The sequence below is a fragment of the Emcibacteraceae bacterium genome, from assembly GCA_041396985.1.
Taxonomy (GTDB): Bacteria; Pseudomonadota; Alphaproteobacteria; order Sphingomonadales; family Emcibacteraceae; genus Pseudemcibacter.
Genome location: JAWKXO010000004.1, coordinates 203,560 through 226,715 on the forward strand (window position 1 = coordinate 203,560; position 23,156 = coordinate 226,715).

18 protein-coding genes are annotated in these 23,156 nt (G+C 46.2%); 5 read left to right on the forward strand and 13 right to left on the reverse strand.

All coding sequences use genetic code 11. The features are described 5' to 3' along the window. Positions 1-46: 46 nt before the first annotated feature. The gene (locus R3D86_11880) at positions 47-2,968 is read right to left on the reverse strand and encodes an MFS transporter (GenBank protein MEZ5758909.1); all 2,922 of its coding nucleotides are present in this window, start codon (positions 2,966-2,968) and stop codon (positions 47-49) included. Between the two features lie 150 nt (positions 2,969-3,118). Between R3D86_11880 and R3D86_11885 the strand changes: the two genes are divergently transcribed. Further along, complete coding sequence (locus R3D86_11885; protein ID MEZ5758910.1) at positions 3,119-3,859, forward strand: Crp/Fnr family transcriptional regulator; 741 nt, start codon at positions 3,119-3,121, stop codon at positions 3,857-3,859. Positions 3,860-3,910: 51 nt separating this feature from the next. On the opposite strand, the gene R3D86_11890 is transcribed toward R3D86_11885, so the two are convergent. Beyond that, entirely contained in the window at positions 3,911-5,176 is a 1,266-nt protein-coding gene (locus tag R3D86_11890) for an alginate export family protein (GenBank protein MEZ5758911.1), read from the reverse strand. A 181-nt stretch (positions 5,177-5,357) separates the two neighbouring features. Continuing rightward, complete coding sequence (locus tag R3D86_11895) at positions 5,358-6,602, reverse strand: tyrosine-type recombinase/integrase (protein ID MEZ5758912.1); 1,245 nt, start codon at positions 6,600-6,602, stop codon at positions 5,358-5,360. A 417-nt stretch (positions 6,603-7,019) separates the two neighbouring features. Here R3D86_11895 and R3D86_11900 point away from each other — a divergent pair, with 417 nt between their 5' ends. After that, the gene (locus R3D86_11900) at positions 7,020-9,452 is read left to right on the forward strand and encodes a TonB-dependent receptor (protein MEZ5758913.1); all 2,433 of its coding nucleotides are present in this window, start codon (positions 7,020-7,022) and stop codon (positions 9,450-9,452) included. A gap of 93 nt (positions 9,453-9,545) precedes the next feature. Then, the gene (locus R3D86_11905; protein ID MEZ5758914.1) at positions 9,546-10,652 is read left to right on the forward strand and encodes an alkaline phosphatase D family protein; all 1,107 of its coding nucleotides are present in this window, start codon (positions 9,546-9,548) and stop codon (positions 10,650-10,652) included. On the opposite strand, the gene R3D86_11910 is transcribed toward R3D86_11905, so the two are convergent. Further along, a complete protein-coding gene (locus R3D86_11910; protein ID MEZ5758915.1) occupies positions 10,645-11,172 on the reverse strand; it encodes a hypothetical protein in 528 nt (175 codons plus the stop codon). The genes R3D86_11905 and R3D86_11910 overlap by 8 nt on opposite strands. Before the next feature lie 139 nt (positions 11,173-11,311). Between R3D86_11910 and R3D86_11915 the strand changes: the two genes are divergently transcribed. After that, positions 11,312-12,082, forward strand: a complete 771-nt coding sequence (locus R3D86_11915; protein MEZ5758916.1) for an enoyl-CoA hydratase — start codon at positions 11,312-11,314, stop codon at positions 12,080-12,082. A gap of 64 nt (positions 12,083-12,146) precedes the next feature. On the opposite strand, the gene R3D86_11920 is transcribed toward R3D86_11915, so the two are convergent. Both R3D86_11920 and R3D86_11925 read right to left on the reverse strand, forming a co-directional pair. Beyond that, positions 12,147-12,707 carry a hypothetical protein gene (locus tag R3D86_11920; GenBank protein ID MEZ5758917.1) on the reverse strand — a complete coding sequence of 187 codons (561 nt, stop codon included), beginning with the start codon at positions 12,705-12,707 and terminating at the stop codon, positions 12,147-12,149. A 59-nt stretch (positions 12,708-12,766) separates the two neighbouring features. Then, a complete protein-coding gene (locus R3D86_11925; GenBank protein ID MEZ5758918.1) occupies positions 12,767-13,492 on the reverse strand; it encodes an NAD-dependent deacylase in 726 nt (241 codons plus the stop codon). Positions 13,493-13,577: 85 nt separating this feature from the next. Between R3D86_11925 and R3D86_11930 the strand changes: the two genes are divergently transcribed. Beyond that, on the forward strand, positions 13,578-14,801 hold the full coding sequence (locus R3D86_11930) for a glycosyltransferase 87 family protein (protein ID MEZ5758919.1): 1,224 nt from the start codon (positions 13,578-13,580) through the stop codon (positions 14,799-14,801). On the opposite strand, the gene R3D86_11935 is transcribed toward R3D86_11930, so the two are convergent. The 7 genes from R3D86_11935 to R3D86_11965 all read right to left on the reverse strand — a co-directional run bounded on the left by R3D86_11935 (position 14,782) and on the right by R3D86_11965 (position 23,063). Continuing rightward, positions 14,782-15,729 (reverse strand): glycosyltransferase family 2 protein, encoded by a 948-nt coding sequence (locus R3D86_11935; GenBank protein MEZ5758920.1) that lies wholly within the window; start codon positions 15,727-15,729, stop codon positions 14,782-14,784. The genes R3D86_11930 and R3D86_11935 overlap by 20 nt on opposite strands. Positions 15,730-15,753: 24 nt before the next feature. Continuing rightward, on the reverse strand, positions 15,754-16,125 hold the full coding sequence (locus R3D86_11940; protein MEZ5758921.1) for a GtrA family protein: 372 nt from the start codon (positions 16,123-16,125) through the stop codon (positions 15,754-15,756). Between the two features lie 33 nt (positions 16,126-16,158). Beyond that, on the reverse strand, positions 16,159-17,169 hold the full coding sequence (locus R3D86_11945; GenBank protein MEZ5758922.1) for a DUF1611 domain-containing protein: 1,011 nt from the start codon (positions 17,167-17,169) through the stop codon (positions 16,159-16,161). Then, on the reverse strand, positions 17,166-19,172 hold the full coding sequence (locus R3D86_11950; GenBank protein ID MEZ5758923.1) for an FAD/NAD(P)-binding protein: 2,007 nt from the start codon (positions 19,170-19,172) through the stop codon (positions 17,166-17,168). Before R3D86_11950 ends, R3D86_11945 begins: the two co-directional genes overlap by 4 nt. A 59-nt stretch (positions 19,173-19,231) precedes the next feature. Continuing rightward, on the reverse strand, positions 19,232-21,211 hold the full coding sequence (locus tag R3D86_11955; GenBank protein MEZ5758924.1) for an NAD(P)-binding protein: 1,980 nt from the start codon (positions 21,209-21,211) through the stop codon (positions 19,232-19,234). Between the two features lie 119 nt (positions 21,212-21,330). Next, on the reverse strand, positions 21,331-22,293 hold the full coding sequence (locus tag R3D86_11960) for a DUF6282 family protein (protein ID MEZ5758925.1): 963 nt from the start codon (positions 22,291-22,293) through the stop codon (positions 21,331-21,333). 14 nt (positions 22,294-22,307) lie between these two features. After that, a complete protein-coding gene (locus R3D86_11965; GenBank protein ID MEZ5758926.1) occupies positions 22,308-23,063 on the reverse strand; it encodes an aldolase/citrate lyase family protein in 756 nt (251 codons plus the stop codon). Positions 23,064-23,156: the final 93 nt, after the last annotated feature.

The window sequence follows — 23,156 nt, forward strand, 5'->3', positions numbered from 1 at the left end:
ATGGGGATCACTCCTGCTTCCCCTTGATTCAAATCAAGCGTTTTCATCATGGGTTCCTATAGGCAGTACCTGGACGTAAATAGGCCCACCAGTTAAGGATCAGGCAGAAGCCATAAAAGGCTGCAAAACCATATAACGCATATTCAGGCGTTTTAAGGTTGATCTGCTCACCCAGAACCTGTGGCACGATAAAGGCACCATAAGCCGCAACCGCGGAAGTCCATCCGAGAACCGGCCCTGCCTGTTCCTTATCAAAGATGATTGCAATTGTTCTGAAGGTTGAGCCATTACCTATACCAGTTGCGGTAAACAACACTAGGAACAATAGGAAAAATGGAAGGAAAAATTCTTCCGGTGTTGGTGAATTAAATGCAGCCTTCATATAATAGGCGACACCCAGAGCACTGGCGACCATAACAGCAGAGCATATTTGCGTGACCAGAGACCCACCAATCCTATCGGATATCCAGCCGCCGACCGGCCTTATCAGCGCACCGATAAAGGCGCCCATCCAGCCATACATCAGAGCACTGGGGCCATTGGGATTGGATATATTATGTGTCATTACACCATCAGGTCCCATTATATGCTGAAAGCCGAATATCACTTTTATCGAAAGCGGAAATGCCGCCGCAAACCCGATAAATGATCCAAAGGTCATAGTATAGAGAACCGTCATTATCCAGGTGTGAGGGTGCCTGAAAATCTGATACTGGTGTGTCAAATTTTTTCCAATTTCACCAGGAAGCGATTTTAATGCCATTACGGTTGCAATGATAACGGCAGGAATTACCACATACTTGCTCAAATCTACGCCCGCACCATTGGCACTGGAAGGTAGTATTAGCCATAATCCTGCGGCTGCAGCGACGAAGCCAATTGCCAGCATAACGCCGATTTGCAGAAACGCCATTGGTGGCGCACCCAAATCGGGCGAAACATGTTTTGCTTTAATATTATCCATACCCAGCCATGCAGCTATTGAAAGCGGGATCAACAGAACAAGCCAGACATACCCTGCATTATGGATATAGGTTTCTGTTCCAGCTGGAATTTTACCAATCAATGTTCCGCTATAATCCTGCAACACCATTGGCGCACCGCCGAATACTGCAAATGTCATGATTAGCGGGATAAGGATTTGCATAGTTGTAACCCCAAAGTTACCAAGTCCAGCATTTAATCCCAATGATAAGCCTTTGATTTTTTTTGGAAAAAAGAAACTTATATTTGACATTGATGATGCAAAGTTTCCTCCGCCAAGACCAGACAGAAGGGCCAGTGCCTGGAATACCCATAATGGAGTATTAATATTCTGCAAGGCCAGACCGGTACCCAATGCTGGTACAATCAGAAGAGCGGTGGTCATAAAAATGGTATTTCTGCCGCCTGCCAGCCGTATGAAGAATGTCGATGGAATTCTGAGTGTGGCTCCGGATAAACCGGCAATCGCGGCAAGTGTGAACAGTTCTGAATTCGCAAAGGGGAACCCAAGATTGAGCATTTGAACTGTAATAATACCCCAATACATCCATATGGCAAACGCACAGAGCAAACAAGGTATGGAAATCCATAAATTACGGTAGGCTATTTTTGAGCCGTATGTTTCCCATTGAACCTTGTTTTCGGGATCCCAGTGTACTAGCCCCTGATGCTTGAATTCAAGATCCTTATCTTTCCTTTCAACGATATCTTCTGTTTTAAATTCAGGAAGCCATTTTGGTTTTTCAATTGCGCCTTCCATATAAAGAATTGATGCATGCATCCAAAGAAGCGCTATCAGAGTAACGACAAACAATAGCATAAAGCAGCTGGTCCAAATACCTGTCACATCCTTCATTATCCCAAACATTATAGGAAAAACAAAGCCGCCAAGTCCACCAACCAGGCCGACAATACCGCCAACGGCACCGACATTATCAGGATAATAAACCGGAATATGCTTATAGACCGCAGCCTTTCCCAAGGACATGAAGAACCCTAAAATAGCTGTTAGCCCAACGAATGGCCACAAGCCAATTTCCAATGAAAATGAAATTGGTCCATCGACACCATGAACAATATATTCAGTTGATGGATATGACAGAAAGAAGCATGCAATAACACAGGCGCTCAAAGTCCAGTACATAATGGTTCTTGCCCCAAAGCGATCGGACATCCATCCACCAAGGGCCCTAAAAATTGAGCCAGGTAAGGCATAAGCGGCCGCGAGCATTCCGGCTGTGCCAATATCAAGGCCATAAACCCCAACATAATACCTGGGAAGCCATAAAGCCAACGCAACAAAAGCACCGAAAACAAAGAAATAATAAAGCGAAAAGCGCCAGACTTGAAGTTTCTTAAGTGGCTCCATCTGTTCAAGAATGCCGCGCGGCTTTATTTTTTTAAGCCGTCTTTCCACAAGCTTAGGATCATCCTTAGTAAAAACATAGAAAATGATAGCCGCTACCAACATTATTATGGAGTAAGCTTGTGCCAGTCCCTGCCAGCCCAACCAGATTAGGAGTATTGGGGCACCAAAGTTAGTAAAAGCGGCACCGACATTACCAACCCCGAAAATTCCCAGTGCCGTCCCCTGTTTTTCCTGCTCATACCATTGGGAAATATAGGCCACCCCTACTGAGAAACCACCACCAGCCAATCCTACCCCCAGTGCCGCCAACAGATATAACTGGTATGTATTTATTGAAGATAAAAGATAAGTGGATAAGGCGGATGCGATCATTGTAAGTGTCATTACAATTCGTCCACCATACTGATCTGCCCAAATCCCAAGTAATAAACGGCTCAGTGAACCTGTTAGAACAGGCATAGCAACCAGAATACCAAATTGTGTATCGGATAGTCCCAAATTCTGTTTAATCTGCAATCCTAATATTGAGAAAATGGTCCATATTGCAAAACATACAGTAAATGCAAATGTGCTTAGTGTAAGTGCTCTATTTTGGTCAGTTTTTGTAATTATCATAATAGCCTCCGCAGCCTATCTAACTAATGGGTGACTTTGACTTGTTTAAATTTACTTCTTGGCCTATTATCGCACTCAAAGGGAATGTCTGACTTGATTCAAATCAAGGTGAGGGAAAGCTAATAAAATGCTAATGGGGTATTGTTAGTAATGAATATACTCACAGAGTTTAATCATTTAAAAAAACCACAACTATTCGAAAAGCTTTCTGAAGAAAGTCTGCGAAGAATACTTGAATGCTCCATCTTAAAGAAATACGAGAAAAATAGATTACTGGTTCAGCAGGGTGATACACCAAAATTTGTTTATTTGGTGATGAGTGGATCAATTAAAACTTTTCGGATTAATGATGAAGGTGAAGAAGCAACTATCCGAATGCTCGAACCTGGTGATACCTGTATGGAAGCAGTTATGTTTATGGGGGGACCTTCACCAATTAATGTACAGACAATTACAGATTCAGAAACTTTGTTAATTCCTGAGCGGATAATTAAAACACTTGTTTTCGAGGATACTCAATTTTCGGTCAATCTTTTAAGAATTGTGACCCGCCATTATAAAAATGCGATGCACCAGATAGATGCTATGAATATTAAATCTCCTCTTCAGCGAATAGGATATTATTTTTTGCTTAAACATATTGAGCAAGGAAATGAAAGTCTTGAATTCAAACTCCCCTTTAAAAAACAAATGGTTGCAAATTATCTGGGTATGACACCTGAAACTTTTTCACGGTCCTTAAAGCAAATGAGAAATATGGGGGTCATAGTGGAAGATGATAAGATAAGTTTAAAAGATGCACGCAGCCTTTGTCTATTTTGTGATTCCGATACCGCAGCATTATGCGCGGATCATAACAAAGAAGATTGTCAATTTTGCCTGCTACATTAAATTAATAAATTAACAACCTTCTTTATTTTCTGATTTATATCTTTCTCTTTTTTAGAAGCCCGCACCCAACTGAAACCAGAATTTCTTACGTCCCGGAATGTTTGCAGTGCCGTTATAATCAGCATATTTCAGAAGAACATTAAGATTTTTTATTGGTCCTAAATTCAGGTTAGCAAATGTCTTTCCGACGGATAAATTAAGCTCGTTCCCAAAATCTCCACTGAGCGATTGATCATCATCAAATTTGTGATAAACAGCGGTGATCACCATTCCATCAACCAGATGATCAACTCCGGAAATTTTATATGCCGCGCTTAGATAATAGTCACGCAAGCCACTTATTGGGGTGGCTAAAAACGCATCAGCCCATCCGTTAAATTTATGAAGCGTCGCCAGCGGGGTCTGAAAAGCCGCAGTGCCATCACTACCCAACACCTCATATCCGGCTTTCAGAGTAAATCCATACCCTGCAACAGATGGTGCAATATGATAATAGGTTTCAGAGAATGACAATGGATTATTGGCATTTTCACTTTGAGATGCGATTTCAGCTTCATAGGAAAAATCCCAGTCAGCATTAATCGGCAAAGTACCCGTTGCCCTTAACCCGAACGTTTTTGAGGATTGAGACGCCAACTGTTTGAATTCTATCCAGTACCCATAGCCGACTAGTTTAAGTTCTTTGCCCAAACTATAAGCGGCATTAAAAGCGTGAATATTGGAATCAAGATCACCTAATGGATGCTTGTTGCCCTGTATACGGTTAACATTATAGCTATAGAGATAGAGCCACTCGAAATTTTTAAGACTGTTATTTTTAAACTGAACGGCGTCCAGAGTTTGATCATTTTGCCGCCAGTCAACCGAACCGATAAAACGTTGATTATCAAGATCGATCTTCTGACGACCAACGGTAAGTTTGCTTTTTGGTATTCCATTCCATGACAACCAGAACTGGTTGAATTCAACGCCGTCAGGATCGACGATGACCGGATAGGCCGTCCTGCCGTTCACTGTGTCATTAAATGCATCATTTCCAATATGTGTAATAAACTGCCCTTCTGCCAATGCCTGGAACCTTTTAAATTCACCCGTTTTAAAACCAATATTCGCTCTTATTGTTGAGGCGTTTGCATTTTCCAGCGGGAAGTTATCCTGTTCCACATGTTCATACCGATACCTTAACTGGCCAATAAGTGAGCCATTTTTAATAATATCTTCAATATCATTTTCAGCCAGTGCCTTCCCGGATCCGAATGCATAAAGCCCAACAAAACCAATTAAGGCAGGAGACAATAGTTTATTTAATTTAGACATTTAATTTCACCCAGTTGAACAATCTTATTGCTCTAAGGATGAAGGAAGTGAAGTATTTCACCTTGATTCTAATCAAGCTAAATTTTTCTTCGATACATTCGCTAGTATTGCAGAATATTAAGATAAGTTCGCTATTTTAAAATACTAAATTATTAGGGTTTATATGATAGATAAATCTTAACTATTTAGAGAATTTAATGACCTTGGCTTTCTTACCCTTTAGTGAACCAGCTATGGCACCTGAAATGCGATCAGCAGCGGCACGGGCCGGATCATCTGCAATATGGGCATATCTGGCGGTGGTTTTAGGATCAGAATGACCTAACAACTTTCCAACAATCGGGAGGCCTAACCCCGCTCCCGCACCCACACTGGCAAAGGAATGGCGAAGATCATGTAACCTTACATCATTTAATTTGGCATTTTTGCGGATGCGAAGCCAGACCCTTGGAAGGCCTACAAAATACCCCTCATTGGAATAACTTGGAAACACATGTTGATTACCATTAATAGGCACAATTTGATCCAGCAATTGCAAGGCTGGCTTACCAAGGGGGACTATTTTCTGCCCTGTTTTTGAACCCTTGAGCCGCAAGCATCCAAAATCAAAATCGACTTCTTCCCAGGTTAACGAAAGTATTTCCATCTTCCTACACCCGGTAAGGAGTAATAACCTTATGGCGTCAAGAGCGGGCGGATATTCACCCATATTTTCGGCTTCGATTAATGCTTCACCAAGTCTTGAAATTTCTTCCGGTGATAGAAATCTTTCTTTTTTCTTGTCTGGATATCTTTTTACACCCTTTACCGGGTTATCATTTCGAATGCCTTCATCCACAGCAAATGACATTATTCCACCCAGTAGCCCAACAGTCCTCGTCGCTGTCCCTTCCCCACCGGCGACACGCGCAAGGCCATGTTTTTTGGTTTTAATATTCTTGGCTGTTTTACCACGGGCAATATCATGGAGGAATTTTCTTACATCAGCAGAATTTAAATCCTTAACTTTTTTCCTTCCCAGTAAAGGTTTTATATGGCGTTCAATACGACCAATATCGGTAGCAATAGTTGAAGGTTTCTTGGTCGCGCATCCGTATTTTAAATAATCATTACAAAGCTCAGATATTGTATTAGCCTTTTTTTCAAGCTGTTTCTGTGCCTGTGGGTCTGATCCCTTAGCGACCTTTCCAAGCACACCTTTTGCTTCTTTACGGGCTTCCTCGACCGATAAAGGGCCGTATTTACCAATAGTATATCTCTTGGTCGGGTTTCCGCGACCGCCGGGCCGATACTGGACAATAAATACTTTATTCCCCGCCGGTGTAATCTTGAGGCCAAAACCTTTTAATTCACCGTCCCAGATAAATTTATCTTTATCTTCTGGCTTTAATTTATCTATTCCATTTTTGGTAATTTTCGAACCCATCTGATTACTTCCTTATTTGGATTGCTAGCAAGCACATAGCAAGCACCAGCAATCACATTTAGTATATTTCACGGAAACAGTATATCACAAAATATGTTTATTTATCAATAGTTATATAAAATTAAGAAACATAAAGAAACATAGGCACCTGCCCTCCGAAGGCAGAGGTTATAGGTTCGAATCCCGTCGGGTGCGCCAATTTTTACTGCTTCAAAATTGCCCTTTTAAGCGTCCGAACACTCCCCCAAAAAAGAGTCTTAATTCTGATATAATTGACTCGTCATACTGCAACAAAAGCATCAATTAAATATCACTTTTCCTTAAACGGCCTGTCACAAATCAAGATCATATTCCCCCCTGCCTGAACGGGCGAATGTCCAAAGAGGACAAAGTTAATTATTTAGGAATATAATCAAAATGGAAACTACACCTGAAAAACCAGAAATTCGGACATCAGAATTTTGGAAAAGCCTGCTCTGCACTTCTGCCATAGCCGGCGTTATAATGGTTTCTCCGGCATTTGCCGCAGATGAGGCCGCAGAAAAAGCGAATGAAGAACAATCCGTTCAATCCACAACGGCAGCTGCTGCCGCAGAGGCGGCCGTCGCCGACTCAGACAAGGAAGAAGTGATTGTTGTTGTTGGCAAGCCGACGACATACGCCAACAACGCCACTGACAATGTGATGATCGAGCAGGAATCAACAGCAGCAAGTGTCCTTTCCGTGATTGATAACCTGCCCGGTGTTAATATCAGTGAAGGCGGCACCTTCGGGTCTGATGACTGGTCAACCACCGTCAATATGCGTGGTTTTACCGTTGGGCTTAGTGAACAACAGATCGGCATGACCATTGACGGCCTGCCAAACGGTAATTCAAACTATGGTGGCGGTTCAAAAGCCAACCGCTATATCGATTTTGAAAACCTTGCCCGTGCTGAAGTATCACAGGGAACAAGTGATATTTCCTCCGCATCCCACGAGGCTCTTGGCGGCACTATCAACTTTGTTACCAATAATCCGCTTGATGATCAACGTCTGCGCGCCAGCCTCAGCATTGGTGACCATAATGCAAGACGCTATTATTTCCGTTACGACACTGGGCATCTGACCGACAGCACCACCGCTTATTTAAGCTATTCCCGTCAGTCAAATGACGCCTGGATCGGCTTGGCCGGCGGCACCGAGCGCGATCATATTTCCGCAAAATTTGTAACCGAACTGGACAACTGGACCATCACTGGTCGTTTTTCATGGGATGATGCCAATGAAGATAACTTCCAGCGCATCAGCCTTGCCCAGTTTGAGGAAAACCCGGACTGGGACCGTTTGACCGACACCATCACCGGCATTCCTTATGTTGACCAGGCATATCGCCCATCATGGTCAACGCTTCGGAACAATTATTTCACTTACCTTCGTGCGGCATATGAAGATGACGCCTTAAAAGCAACCATCACCCCATATTATCATGTACAAAAAGGTCGTGGCGACTGGGTGCCACAATATATTGTCGATGTTACCGGAGGCACAACAAGCATGCCATCGGGCGTACGTGACCTCCATACCGGTCCGGACACCATTTATGGCGGTTCATTCGGTGGCGCTTATTCATTTGTTGATGCCATGGGTACTCCCCTTGCCCCGATTGACGGCTGTACAGCCCGTCTGACATTCCCATATGGCGGCGGCGGTGCCGGCGATAATCCGGCCTGTTATCAGGCGGATGCCAACCCGGCCAGTTCTTATCGTCATACCCATTATAACAAGCAACGTATCGGCCTGACCGCTGATGCCCAATATGAAATCGCTGAAAATAACATTCTTCGTGGCGGTTTATGGTGGGAACGTGCCGACCGCGATGAAAGCCGCGACTGGCACCGTATCATAGACCCGAGAAGCTCGCATATGTTTGATAATGCGGCCTACTGGCGTCAATATGACCGTAACTTCATCACCGATACATTTATGCTTTATGGTGAAGATACACTGACCCTTGGCGATCTGACCCTGAATGGTGGTCTTCGTAAATTCTTCGTTGATCTGACCAGAAAGGATAATTTCGGAATAGACTCAGAGGCTAAAGTAAATTCAGACTCAAAAATCCTGTTCACTGCCGGCGCCATTTATGAAGCGACGGATGAAGTTGAGCTCTTCACCGGCTTTTCACAAAACTATGCCGCGATCAAAGATAACATCATTGAGGAAAGCGCCGCGATTGTTGGTGTGGACGGCGAAAAAGCCGATAACTATGACCTTGGTCTTCGCATTCGTAATGACTGGATCCGGGCAAGTCTGACCGGTTATTACATTAAATTCTCAAACCGGATTGTTGGTATTCCTGTTGGTGATGTTTCCGGGATCGATTACGCCTCACAGATTGATACGGTTTATCAGAATGTCGGCGGTATCGACTCCAAAGGGATCGAAGCCAGCATTTCTGCTGACATTACAGACAGCTGGAACCTATATTCATCGCTGACCGTCAATGACAGTAAATATAACCAGACCATCGGCAACGTTACCAAGGATAAGAAAGTGGCGCTTGCCCCTGAATTCCAGCTGGTGGGAACATTAAGCTATCAGAATGACGGCATCTTCGGTGGTGTGTCAGCCAAACATATCGGCAAACGCTGGGGCGATTTTGCCAACACGGAACGCCTTCCATCGTCAACGATATTTGATCTCTGGATCGGCTATGACATTGAAATGCAGAACGGCCCAAGCAACATGCGTGTCTCGCTCAATGTCAATAACCTGATGGATAAAAGATATCTGGGCGGCGGTACACCAGGCGGTTACTTTATCGGAACAGGTCGTCAGGTGATGGCAAACATCACATTCGACTACTAGGATAATAATAACTTAAGCCAATATAAACTTGAGGGAAGCCTAAAACCAGGCTTCCCTTTTTTACTTTCCCTTTTTTACTTAAAGGACAGACAGATGAGCAAAATAAACAGACGCGAATTTCAGATCGGGGCCGGACTGACCCTTGCCGGCTTTTCGGCGCTCGCCACCAACCGGGCGACTGCAAAGGGCATCGACATGCCAAAAGTGATGGGGGATAAGCCCTTATCGCGTATTCTTTTCGGCTCCTGCTGCCATCAGGATAAGGAACAACCGATCTGGTCTGGGGTCCTAAACAAAAAACCGGAACTATTTTTGTTTTTAGGGGATAATATTTACGGGGACAGCCGCGATATGGCCGTGCTTGCCGCCAAATATAAAAAGCAGGCCCCGAATTTTGAGGCGATCAGGAAACAGGCGGATGTCATGGCCATCTGGGACGATCATGATTTTGGTGAAAATGACGCAGGTAAGGATTACCCGTTTCGTGATCAGTCAAAAGAGCTCTTTTTTGATTTCTGGGACGTGCCGAAGGGAAGCAGCCGACGTCGTGACGGCGACGGTATTTATACATCGGCCCTTTTCGGGCCCGAGGATAAGCGAATTCACATTATCCTGCCGGATTTACGCTATAACCGTGACCCGCTTAAAACCGTGGACAGCATGGATAAGGCGAAGGACAGGGAAATTGCCGGTTTCGGCCCTTACCTTCCGGTTATGGGAAAGAACAGCACCATGCTTGGCGAAGCGCAGTGGCAATGGCTTGAGCGGCAGATGCAGGTCCCGTCAAAAATAAAAATTATCGGCTCGAGCTTACAGTATATCGCGACCCAGCCGGGCTGGGAATCCTGGGCTAATTTCCCCCATGAACGGCAGCGGCTGATTGAACTTATCAGAAAATACCGGGTCGAAGGGGTCTTTTTCATCAGCGGCGATACCCACTGGGCCGAAATATCATGCCAGCAGAAGGACGCGCCCTACCCGCTTTGGGATATGACCTCAAGCGGCCTGACGGAAATATGGCCCAATGTAAGCCCCAATGCTTACCGTTGGAACGATATCAGCTACGCCGGTCAGAATTTCGGTGCGCTTTATATTGACTGGGAACTAAATGACCCGCTGATCGTGTTTGAAATTAATGACGCAGGCGGAAACCGGGTATTCAGCCATTCGATCATGTTAAGCAGTCTTGGTTTCAGCTGAAAAAACTGACCGAACGCAGCAGCTGTATCAGAAACAGGATCGCAAAAGAAATCCCGGAAAGTGCAAGCGCCCAGACAAACCGCCGCCGTTTAAGATCGCGGAGCAGGGAATTTTTCTGAATTTCATAGGCCAGTTCAAGTTTCCAGTCACTTTTATCAAAGGCGTCAAGATAACTGTCGAGGTCCGGATACTGTTCTTCCAGCAGGTAATAGCTGCGTTGAAGGTTTACCCCCTTAACCCCCAGTTTCGGCGCCGCACTGCGCGACGGGTAAAGCACATAACCGAACATGGCAATCGGCACCACCGCCAGCACCCAGAAAATCAGTACATAAAGCGTGGTATTTGCCGGGTCTTCCGGTGCCATTTCGCCGATTTTGGCAATGGTGCCAAGCGAAAATATAAAGCCGATGCTGACAATCTGCGCCTTTACATCATAGGCGCGGACCGCATTTTGAACCTGGGAAAGCGAATTTTGTAAAATTGAAAGTTGAACACTATCCATTGTCTCAGTATTGCTCATTTCGTGCTCATCCAATAAGATAGGTGGAGTATATATTTATGGCACTCTCTACGCCTCTCTGATGACAAAATTGTGTCAGATTTGTTAAAGTTATATGACCATCATTTTTTACTAAAAATGAATAAATAAGGACAAAAAAATGCCAAACACCCTTGAAATCTGCCGCGAGGACCGCGTGGTTCTTATCCGCCTTAACCGGCCGCAAGCGTTAAATGCCCTGAATAGTGAAATCATGCGGGAACTGATCGCGGAACTCACCCCCCTTGATAAGGACCCTGATGTGGGATGCTTCATCATTACCGGGTCGGAAAAGGCCTTCGCCGCCGGTGCCGATATCAAGGAAATGCAGTCAAAAACTTATATGGACATGTATACGCATGATTATTTTGCCGACTGGCAGAAATTCTGTGACTTCCGGACCCCAAAAATTGCCGCCGTGTCGGGCTTTGCCCTTGGTGGCGGCTGCGAGCTTGCCATGATGTGCGATTTTATCATCGCGGCAAAATCAGCCAAATTCGGCCAGCCGGAAATCAAACTCGGTGTGATCCCCGGCATGGGTGGTTCGCAGCGGCTGACCAGACTGGTCGGCAAATCAAAAGCGATGGACATGATCCTGACCGGGCGGATGATGGATGCCGAAGAAGCGGAGCGATGCGGCCTCGCCGCGCGGGTGGTCGATGATGAAAAACTGCTAGGGGAAGCGATGGAAGCGGCAAAAGCCATTTCCAGTTACAGCAAACCCGCCGTTATGCTGGCCCGCGAAGCGGTCGACCGCGCGCTTGAAGGTTCCTTACGTGAAGGGCTTATTTTCGAGCGGCGCATTTTCCATTCCCTTTTTGCCACCGAGGACCAGAAGGAAGGCATGGCCGCCTTTGCCGAAAAACGAAAACCGGATTTTAAGGGGAAGTGAAAAAATGGGGAAAACATGTTATTTTGATCTAACTGCTACCCTTTGATCACTAATTCACTGTTTCTCAATTGTTGAAAACAATATCGTCCCAAAACTCTATTTTATTACCCGGAATTGAATACCAATCTTTATCGCTTCCAAGTCTTACGCCAAAATCATTCCCTAGATAACTCCAGAGATTGGAGCCATATTCAATTATGTCTGTCTGCATAACCGAATATACGGGGTTACCTGCTTTCACGGGCAATGTAGGCATATATCGATGGCCATAAATAGGGATCAGTTTGGGGGCATTGGACAACATAATTCTTACGGCATCGATTACCTCTTCCTGATCAATTGGTGTATCACCCCATTCTTCAATCCAGTAACCACTTCTTTTGACTTCTCTCATTACACCTTCCAAAGGCCATTCAAGCCAATTTCTAATTTCTTCATCAGTAACACGCCTCCAGTCAGCAAATCCTTCTGAAACAGGCAAGGCATAAGCCAACAAACATTTTAAATCAGGTGGAAAAGAGAAACGATGTATTTTCTCTATAGCAGCGAATTCATTTTCAGTAAGTCCAACTTCAAATTCGATACCTTTTTCTTCCAATCCGTCTACTATGATCTGTAAATCCATTACTTTTATCCATTAAATTTATTAGGTAAGAGTAATATCAACTCTAATAAAAACATAGTTTATCCCCCATTCAACAACCAATCAATAAATTCAGGGACGATTTGGCTGGCGGGGCCGTAATGCCCGTCGCTGAACTGATCGGCGTTTAGGGACGGCTCAAGATTAAGTTCCACCGTTTTGGCGCCCGGATTTTCATTGACCACCTGAGTAAACCCGGCGGCGGGATAAACATTGCCCGATGTGCCGATGGAGATAAACAAGCCGCAACGGCGGAGATAACGGTATATATCATCCATCCGCATCGGCATTTCCCCGAACCACACCACATTGACCCGCATTTGGCCCCGGGTTTTACAATTTGGACATTCGCTTTCCAAACTCATTTCATCAAGCCAGTCGGAAATTTCGCCACAGTTCTGACAGCGGGATTTCAGCAGTTCGCCGTGCATGTGGATCAGCTTTTCCGACCCGGCCCGCACATGCAGATTATCGACATTCTGGGTCACCAGCCAAAAGCCACCCGGCCAGTCGCGTTCAAGCCGCGTCAGAGCCAGATGCGCGGCATTGGGTTTTATTTTTTCGTCCAGCAAAGTGGCCCGCCGCATATTATAAAATTCATGAACCAGGGCGGGATCACGGCGGAACGCGTCCGGTGTGGCCAGATCCTCCGCCCGATAGCCGTTCCAAAGCCCGCCACGCCCGCGGAAGGTGGGAAGGCCGCTTTCCTGCGATATACCGGCGCCGGTCAGGACAACAATGGGGGTACTGGCTGAAATAATCATCATTCCATTCTAATCGCATCCATCCAAACTGCCAATTGTTTGTTTCAGTCTAATCTGCTAAAAACCTAACGTGAGGAAAAATAAAATAATGCTGAGCACTAAAATAAAATCATTGATGGACCGCTTTGATAAACGGACACGCGACATGCTCGCCTTAAGCATTGGGGTATTGGGGATAATTTACCTGATCTGGAAATATTTTTCGCTGATTGGCAAGGATCTGACTTTCAAATATTTCTGGCTGGCCGGGCGGCTCTGGTCCGGGGGGATGAACCCTTATGGCCCCGATTATCAGCATGTGGGCGAAAGCCTTTTTGAAACATTTAACGGGCAGCCCTTTTACTACCCGCCCAACTGGTGGCCGGTGTCCGGCTTTATGGCGCTTTTTGATTATACCACCGCCACTGAAATCTGGCGGCTGATCAATGTGGCGGCCATCATTGGAGGCACATTATTGCTGCGGGCGGCACTAAAACGGGCAGATATCAATTTATCCACGCCCGCTCTTGTTCTTTATACCGGGCTGGTGGCCCTGATGCAGTCAACCATCATTGTCCTGCAACAGGGGCAATCAACGGGACTGGTTTATTTTGGACTATGCCTGGCCATTTATGCGACCCTCTATTCAAAGCATTTTCTGCTGGGGCTGGGCATGGCCATTATGCTGCTGAAACCGCAGATTGGTGTACCGGTATTTTTTGGCTTTTTCCTTTTAAAACAAAATTATAAATCCGTTTTTTATACCATTGCTTTAACCTTTATAATGATGCTGCCGGGCTTTATCAGTCTTGGTTTTTTTGAAACCCTCTTTTCTTACCTCGCTGGCCTTTCCGAGCATTCACAGTTCCTTACCAATTCCGCGAAACTTTCGACCGGCTTTAAAAACATCGTCTATCTTATTGCAAACAGGGATATTTCCAGTACGCTCGCGACACTGCTATCACTGATCGGCGTCTGGGGGGCGGCGATTTATTTGCAAAAAATTGTCTATGAAAAATTTGATGGTGGCGGGGCGGCAAAACTTTGCCTTTATTATAGCGCCGTGATTTTCGCCACGCTCTTTTTCGCGCCCATTCATGAATATGACATGATTTTGGTCGCGCCGGTTTTATTGCTTGTGGCGGTGCTTGGGACCAACCGTCAGCTATTGCTTGCCATTCCCTTTTTGCTTATGGTCCGCTCAGGCAATATCGGTGATCTTTTTGGCCCCGCCTCCGTTGATCAGGCGCGCTTTTACGGCAGCGTGGTTTCAACCGTCGCGCTTATTGCCATGATCGCCGTTTTCGCAAAAATCAGTCGTCAGGAAGATTGATAATATTTTTTGTCATATAAAGCGGCCGGTCCTTGGTTTCATTAAAAATCCGGCCCAGATATTCACCAATAATGCCAAGAAATAAAAGCTGTAGACCGCCGAGAAACAGGATCACCACCATTTGCGAGGCATAGCCATCAACGCTGACACCATAAATAAGGGTGCGAATAAATATAAACACCGCATAGATAAAGGAAACAAACGAAATCAGTATGCCGATATAACTGGCAAGCCGCAATGGAAGGGTTGAGAAGGATGTAATCCCCTCTATCGCGAAATTCCACAGGTTCCAGTAATTCCATTTGGTGTTTCCAGCCACCCTTGCATGGCGTTTATATTCGACCGCAATGGTCTTAAACCCGACCCAGGCAAAAAGCCCTTTCATAAAGCGCTGCCGTTCGGGCAGCTTTCTGATGGCGTCAATGGCACGGCGGCTTAACAGTCTGAAATCACCGGCATTTCGCGGAATTTCAACATGGCTCATTTTTTTCAAAATCCGGTAAAAATAGGTGGCTGTCATTTTTTTAAACCAGCTTTCACCGTCCCGTTCAGTGCGGACGCCATATATATTATCATAGCCCTGTTCCCAGAGCGCAATAAACTGCGGGATAATTTCCGGTGGGTCCTGCAGATCGGCATCAAGGATAATGGCCGCGTCCCCGCTCATCATATCTATCCCGGCCGACATAGCGGCTTCCTTGCCGAAATTGCGGCTTAAATCGATAAAAACCACCCGCTTATCTTTTTCGCAAATTTGCGTAATCAGTTCAGCGGTTTTATCAGCGCTTCCGTCATTTATGAAAATCAGCTCAAGCGTATAATCAATATTCTTAAAGACGTCAGCGATACGCAAATAGCATGTCTCTATGACCTCTTCCTCATTATAACAGGGAACAATCACTGATAATTTTCTGTCTTTTGACATCATGACCCCTTTCTTATTTATTATTCATTATTCGCTTTGGCTTAAAAAAGTCCAGAATTTCCCGACAATAAAATTCCATATAAAAACCACCCCAGTGGCTATGATCTGCCTTAACAGATATGGGATAAATCCAAGCATATACATAATTGATGTATTAATTATGAATCCGGCGGCCACCATAAGTATAAATTTGGGGATTGCTTTTTTATGTTGCGCATCCGAGCGGAAAGTATAGCGCAGATTAAGCAGATAATTCAAAATCGCCCCACAGGCATAACCAATCATGGTCCCCGTGACCGGCGATAAACTGAACATCTCAACCAAAATCACCAGCACCACATAATGCAGGGCGGTGCTCAGCAATCCGACAGCCGTGAATTTTATAAATTCTTTTCCCATCCGACTGTTTTTGCCTGAAATATCTATGATAATCTACCCCAGCATATGATCAATAATCGCGCCTGTTCCCATAATCAGCGGATCAACGCAGGGAAGCCCCAGCCGACTTGACAGATCATTCAGATAATCCTGCCGTTCGCTTTCACTTAAACCGGATGTATTGATGCTGACCCCCACACATTTAATGTTTGGATTGGTCAGGGAGCCGAGCGAAATTGTCCGTTCAATCACCTGTTCAATGGTCGGAAGCGGAAAATTATCCCATTCTTCGATGGCCGTCCTGCCCGCTTCATGGCAGACAACAAAGGCATCCGGCTGTGAACCGATCAGAAGACCCATGCTGACCGGGCTATAACCGGGGTGGAAAATACCGCCCTGCCCCTCGATCACGTCCCAGTGGTCCGCATCATTATCAGGGGAAAGAAGCTCCGCCGCACCGGCCAGGAAATCGCAGACCACCGCGTCAATGGGAATGCCCCTGCCCGCAATCATAATGCCGGTCTGGCCACTGGCGCGGAAATCGGCGTTTATGCCTTTTTCCCGCATGTCCCGTTCCATGGCAAGGGCGGTGTATTTTTTACCGACGGCGCAGTCCGTACCGACCATCAGCACCCTTTTTCCTGTTCTTTTTCGTCCTTTACCAACCGGAATATTGGCGGGCGGTACACGGACATCAATTAATTTTGATCCTGATTTTTTTGCCGCCTCAACCAGCCTTGGAACATCATTAAGTTTTTTATGAACCCCGCCAACAATATCAAGTCCGGCGAGCAAAGCATTTTCAAAGGTTTCCAGCCATTGATCCGGAATACCGCCACCAACGGATGCGGTACCAATCACCAATGATTTTATGCCCGCTGCTGCCGCTTCTTCAACCGACAGTCTTGGCAGCCCGAGATCAAGACCATTTTCAATCAGGTTTAGCTGCCCTTTACAAAGCTCAGGCCGCCAGTCGACAATGCCGGAGCCTGTTTTGGCATAGGTTTTCCGCGTTTCTTCCCCCAGAAAAATTAGGTAAGGAGCTTTTATTTCAATTGTAATCATGCGTTATCCATTAAATACTGATCTGCGAGTACTTCCCTGACCGCGCGGTGGGCCTGATCAATGGCGGCATCGGTAAAGGGGCTTGCGTCCGCATCCGAATTTGCAACCGACATCCGGCCAAGCTGCTGACGCGCGACGACACAGGGGCGATCATCGGTCGGATACATTGACCATTCGTATGGTTCCGTGATGGTATCATAAGCATAGGCGTTGCCATGGGGCCAGCGGTTTACGGTTATGGCAACAATATCCCTTGCCGCATCAAAGCCGGCGGAACCCAGCATGCGCTGAAGCTGTTCCCTGATATTGCGCTCAAACGTTTCAAACGGCGTGTTTAAAAGATCATAGCGGCCAAGCCGCAGTTGTTCACGGCGCAGCTCCCCGGGCGCGCATGGTGCACGGTGCATTTTAACCACCACCGGTTCATCAAGATTTTGTGGGGCTTTATAGCCACCCACATCAAAAGGAAAATGCAGGCTGGTTGATGTATGATATAAGCCTGGTGACGTGATCGAGCTAGTCCCCAGTTTTTCAAAGGCCTTACCGTCCCTCAGCAACACATTGGTATAAACCCTTGGCGCTTTAATGCCATAAAGCATGGCTTCTTTCTGTTTTTCGGAATAATCATCACAAATATAGGGGATGACATTGTGCCAGCAGGCATAAATAACATTCCTTGATTTCACGGTTTCGGCCTTGCCGCCCTGCATATAGGTGACATCAACATCCTTTGCGGTTTTTGGGTCGCCATTATGCTTCACTTTAACCGCTGTGCTGTTAAGACGAAGGCGGGTTGAATTTTCCGGCCGGTCAAGGCGCGCATAATCGACCTTTGCCATAAAAATATCATCAATCGAATGACCGGGAATGGCGTCGGGGATAAGCTGGCGCACCGTCATACGGGTGATAGTCGCATTACCGTCCGGGAAATAAATACTGTCTTCGCGATATTCATGTTCCCGGCCATGCTGGGATCCGGCAATATGATGCATCGGGCTTATTTTCGGGGTTGGTTTAAGCTCAAGATGATCAAAACCCGGCATACCACCAAGCTGCCAGCAGAAAAGTGCCGGAACCTGTTCTGCCCCGACATAGAAACGGAAGTGAAGCCCCGGACTATAAAGCGGCAGCACAGCTGCATCCACCCCAAGCTCATCGGTCACATACTGGGCATATGACATGCCGGCGAGTTTTCGTTTCTTCTCCTTGTCAGTAAGTCCCTGAAAGGATTTTGCCACAATCTTTTCGCTGTAAAGGCGTTTATATTCGGCCCTTAATTTATCGGTCAGTGGCGCTTTGTCAAAAAATTCGTCCCAGCCTTCCTCGGCATCACGGTCGCGTTTCACCAAACCGTCGCCACCAAATGTTTCCTTATCGAAAAAGGTAGAACCGCCAAGTCCGATGTTCCGGTGATGCCTGATCATATCCTTGGTTTTTTCGTGATAGGCATCGGTATCAATCCCCAGTTCACGAAGGTAGCTCATGGCCACCGTGCTGTAATTGGTTGGCTGTTCAATATTCAATGTGCCGCCATTGACCAGAATTTTCTGGCCATTATACATATATTCATTGCGTTTGGCGTGACCGCCAAAATCATCATGATTATCAAGGATCAGGATTTTTGCATCCGGTCCCGCACTTTGACGGTAAAACCAGGCGGCGGACAGGCCACTGATTCCGCCCCCGACCACAACAAGATCATATTTCTCGCCGTTTTGTTTGGCTGAAAATGTCTCACCGTCCCGTACCATATGGGCCGTTTCAAACGACCCGTCATGACTGCCCCGCATCCCCGCTTTTGCTGGCGGATAATAACCCGGTTCAGACTGCATTGGTTTATTCTGATCCAGTGCCTGCATTGCCCTAACCAGTGACGGACAAAGAATTGCCCCGGTTACGGCGATACTGGCCCCGCTCAAAAAATCACGACGGATAATTTTACGGTCCATTCCCAGTTCTTTATCAGAAAAATGACCTGTTCCCGTATTTTTGTTTTTGCTCATATCAGTCCCCTTTTACGTATGTTCGCAGGCTATCACACATTGAAATGATAGAACAATCATTAAGTTTGGCTAATCTTAAATTCATCTGCGAGAACCTCACGGACAGCGCGGTGTGCCTCATCAATAGCCACATCGGTGAAGGGATTTGCCGCCGCATCGGAATTGGCAATGGATATCCGGCCCAGCCTTTTACTGGCAATAACGCAGGGCCGGTCTTCGGTCGGATAAAAGCACCAGTGATAGGGTTCTGTCAGGCTATTATATAAATAGGCATTGCCATGCGGCCAGCGATTGACCGTTATGGCCGCAATATCACGCGCTGCATCAAACCCGGCGGGACCCAGCATACGCTGGAGCTGATCACGGATATTCCGCTCAAATGTCTCAAAAGACATATTAAAAAGCTCGGTCCGTCCGGCTTTAAGCTGGGTACTGCGGTCCGCCCCCGGTTTACAGGGCGCACGGTGCATTTTAACCACCACCGGTTCATCCGGTCTGATCGGCGCTTGATAACTACCCACCTGATAAGGCGGATGAAGGCTGGTTGTTGTATGAAATTCGCCTGGCGAATGAATGTTATGGGTATTGAGCTTCTCAAAGGCGCGACCATTCCGCAGCAGCACATTGCTATAAACCCGTGGCGCTTTAATCCCGTATTTCATGGCGCCGCGCTGTTCTGCCGAAAAGTCCCGACATATATAGGGAATAACCATATGCCAACAGGCGAGAATACAGTTTCTGGCTTTTACGATGCTTGGTCCGTCTTCACGCATATAGGTGACATTTACCGCCTTTGCAGTCGCCGGATCACCCATATGCGCAACATTAATCACCGGCGCATTCAGCCTTATCCGGGTATTGTTTTCCGGACGGTCTAACTGCTTATAATCCGTCGGTGCCGTGAAAAGATCATCAAGCGTCTGCCCGGGAATGGCATCTGGTACCAGTTGCCTGACTATGCTGCGGGTAATGGTCGCGTTGCCATCAGGAAAATATATTGATCTTTCCTTATGTTCATCCTCCCGTCCATGCTGCGGCCCGCCAATATGATGAAGCGGGCTTATCATGGCGGTTGGCCTGAGCGCAAGATGGTCAAACCCGGGATATCCACCCTGCTGCCACAAGTATAAAGCCGGGACCTGCTCCGGCCCCATATAAAATCTAAAATGGGTTTTTGCCTGAAAAAACGGTAGAACCGATGGATCAAGTCCCAGAAATTTTGTCAGATAATCATTATAGCTGGTAAGAGCGAGCTTTTTCTTCTTTTCACTATCACTTAAATTTATAAGTGTCTCTGCACGCACCTCTTCGTTATAAAGACGGATAAGATCTCTCTTTGCCTGCTCTCCAAGGGGGATTTTCTCTACATACTCACCCCAGCTGACTTCATCAGGCTTATTATAAAGACCTTCAATTCCGAATGTCTTTTGGTCAAAAAAAGTGGACGACTCGTATCCGGTTAGCTGAAAATGGCGGACCATCGGATCTGTTTTTGCGTGATAGGCTTTTAAATCTATCCCCAGTTCATTGATCAGCCCACGGGCAACGGTGCTGTAATTTGTCGGCTGTTCCAGATTAAGGGTACCACCATTCACAATGATAGTACGGCCGTCCAGCTTAAATTCATTACGTTTGGCATGACCGCCAAAATCATCATGATTATCAAGGATCAGGATTTTTGCATCCGGTCCCGCACTTTGACGATAAAACCAAGCGGAAGCAAGACCGCTGATCCCACCACCGACCACCACCAGGTCATACTCCTCCCCCGTCTGCTTTCCTTCAATTAATCGGCCATCACGGATAGTGTGGGATGTTTCGAATGATCCGGTATGACTGCCGCGAAGGCCGGTTAATGCCGGGGGATAATAGCCTTCCCGGTCCTGACGGGGAATGCTGGCCTCTTCCGCAGCTGCAGCCATCATTGCCGGCCCGGCCATGGCTGCGACCGCTCCTATGCTGACCCCGTTTAAAAAATCACGACGGTCAATTTTCTGGTCCATTCCCAGCGCTAAATCTGAACTCGTTTTTCCCTTCACTGCCCGCTCCCCATCATTTTTATATTTTAATCAATCATGCTGAAATCAAAATGTCAAACACTTGAAAAACAGCATCACTTCAAAATTATGATCAACAGGAAAAACAGGTAATTTTAAAATCAGGAAATCCCGAGCAGATCAGCCGCATTGCCACCAATCATTTTTTTGATATCCGCGTGGGCATAGCCAAGATCAAGACAGGTGGCGATAACATTTTTGAACCCTTCTACCGGGGTGGGGTTCCCCACCTGCCCCAGGTCTGAGCCCAGAATGGTTTTTTCAATGGTTCCTGCCTTGATCAGTGCATCAAGATTTTCAGGTGTATAAAAATGAAATTTTGAACCCGGTACAAACATACACATCGAATGTTCCAGATAAGCCCCCATTCGAACCAGTTCGCCCATTTCTGCGTAAGTGGCATCAATCAGATAGGATGGGTGATTAACCAGAAGTTTTTTTACACCGCGTTTTTTGGCTTCCTCAAGCAGCGGGAAAATTTCTGTAATATGTAAATGGCCACCGGAAAGAACGATATCCGCTTCGGCAATCATATCAAGAATGAATTTTACCTCGTCCAGCACAACCCCATTATCATCCAGCACGGAAAGCTCAATCGGCGCCAGCATTTTTTCCTTCGTGGTCGGGAATTTTTTGTCAAAATCCTTGTCGGATTTATGATGGGCAATATGGTTGCGCGATGAAAAAGTTGGCATCCAGACAAGCTTTGCCCCCAGTTTAATGCCATGGTCAACAGCATATCGGTTTATTCCGCCGGTTGAGTTGTTCAGCGGTACACCGGAAAACATTTTGACATTCAGATCCTGAAAATGGTTCATCAGCAGTTCGGTGACCGGCGTTGCCGAATAATAATGGTCCTTAATCAATATAGCCCGCATTTTTGCGGCCGATCCTTCACGCATCACATCAATATGATCAATGCTTCTTGGCATAACGCTCGGCCCGCTGTGACAATGAAGGTCAATTGCCCCTTCCAGTAATTGACTGAGAAGGGCATCATCATATTTTGCCGCTGGTGACTGATCGATAGTGGAGTTAATCCGATCCGGAATTTTTTTAACCATTTTTTTTCCTGAAATTACCTGAAATTTTTAACGAGATTTTTTAGCCCCGTCTGAACCAGTTTATGTTCAGATCCAACTGTAAACATGGTGACGCCAAGTTCCCGCAGCATATCCCTTTCTTCAACGCTGCTGTAAGCGGCAAGTCGAATGCCTGCTTTGCGCGCAACGGCGCAGACATGCTTGACCGCATCCACCACAATAGGGTCGTTCGGAGACGCTGCCCCATAGCCGACAGTTAAATCCATCCGCCCCAAAAAGAGGCAGTCAATATTTTTAACTTTGACAATTTCCTCAATTTTTTCAACCGCCTCTACATCCTCGATCTGGGCGATAACAGTGGTTTCATTATCGGCTTCATCAAGATAGTCATTCATCGGCCGCGTACCATAACCACCTGCCCGCTGTGTTCCGGCAAAGCCGCGCTTGCCGCCACGATATCTTCCACCCGCGGCAATTTCCGCCGCTTTTTCCGGCGTTGCCACATGGGGAACAACCACCCCGGTTGCCCCGCAGTCTAGCGGGTAAAGCATTCCCGTTGCCGTATTATTCTGTATTCGTACAAACATCGGCATATCAGCGGCACGCCCGGCCAGAATACAGGAATCCATTGTCGCAAGATCAAAGGGGCTGTGCTCCTGATCCAGCATGAGAAAATCCAGACCGCTATCGGCCATGACCTCGACCATGACATAGGATGGCGTTTTGACAAATACCCCGACCAGCTCTTCACCCGCCAACAGCCGGTTTCTGAAAGTTGATTTTTTGCTCATTTTGACGATCTTTTGCTAAATTTCATTACATTTGTCTTGATATTTGGAACAGAGTATCAATAATTGAGAAATTGTCAATTGGAGTGACCCAGA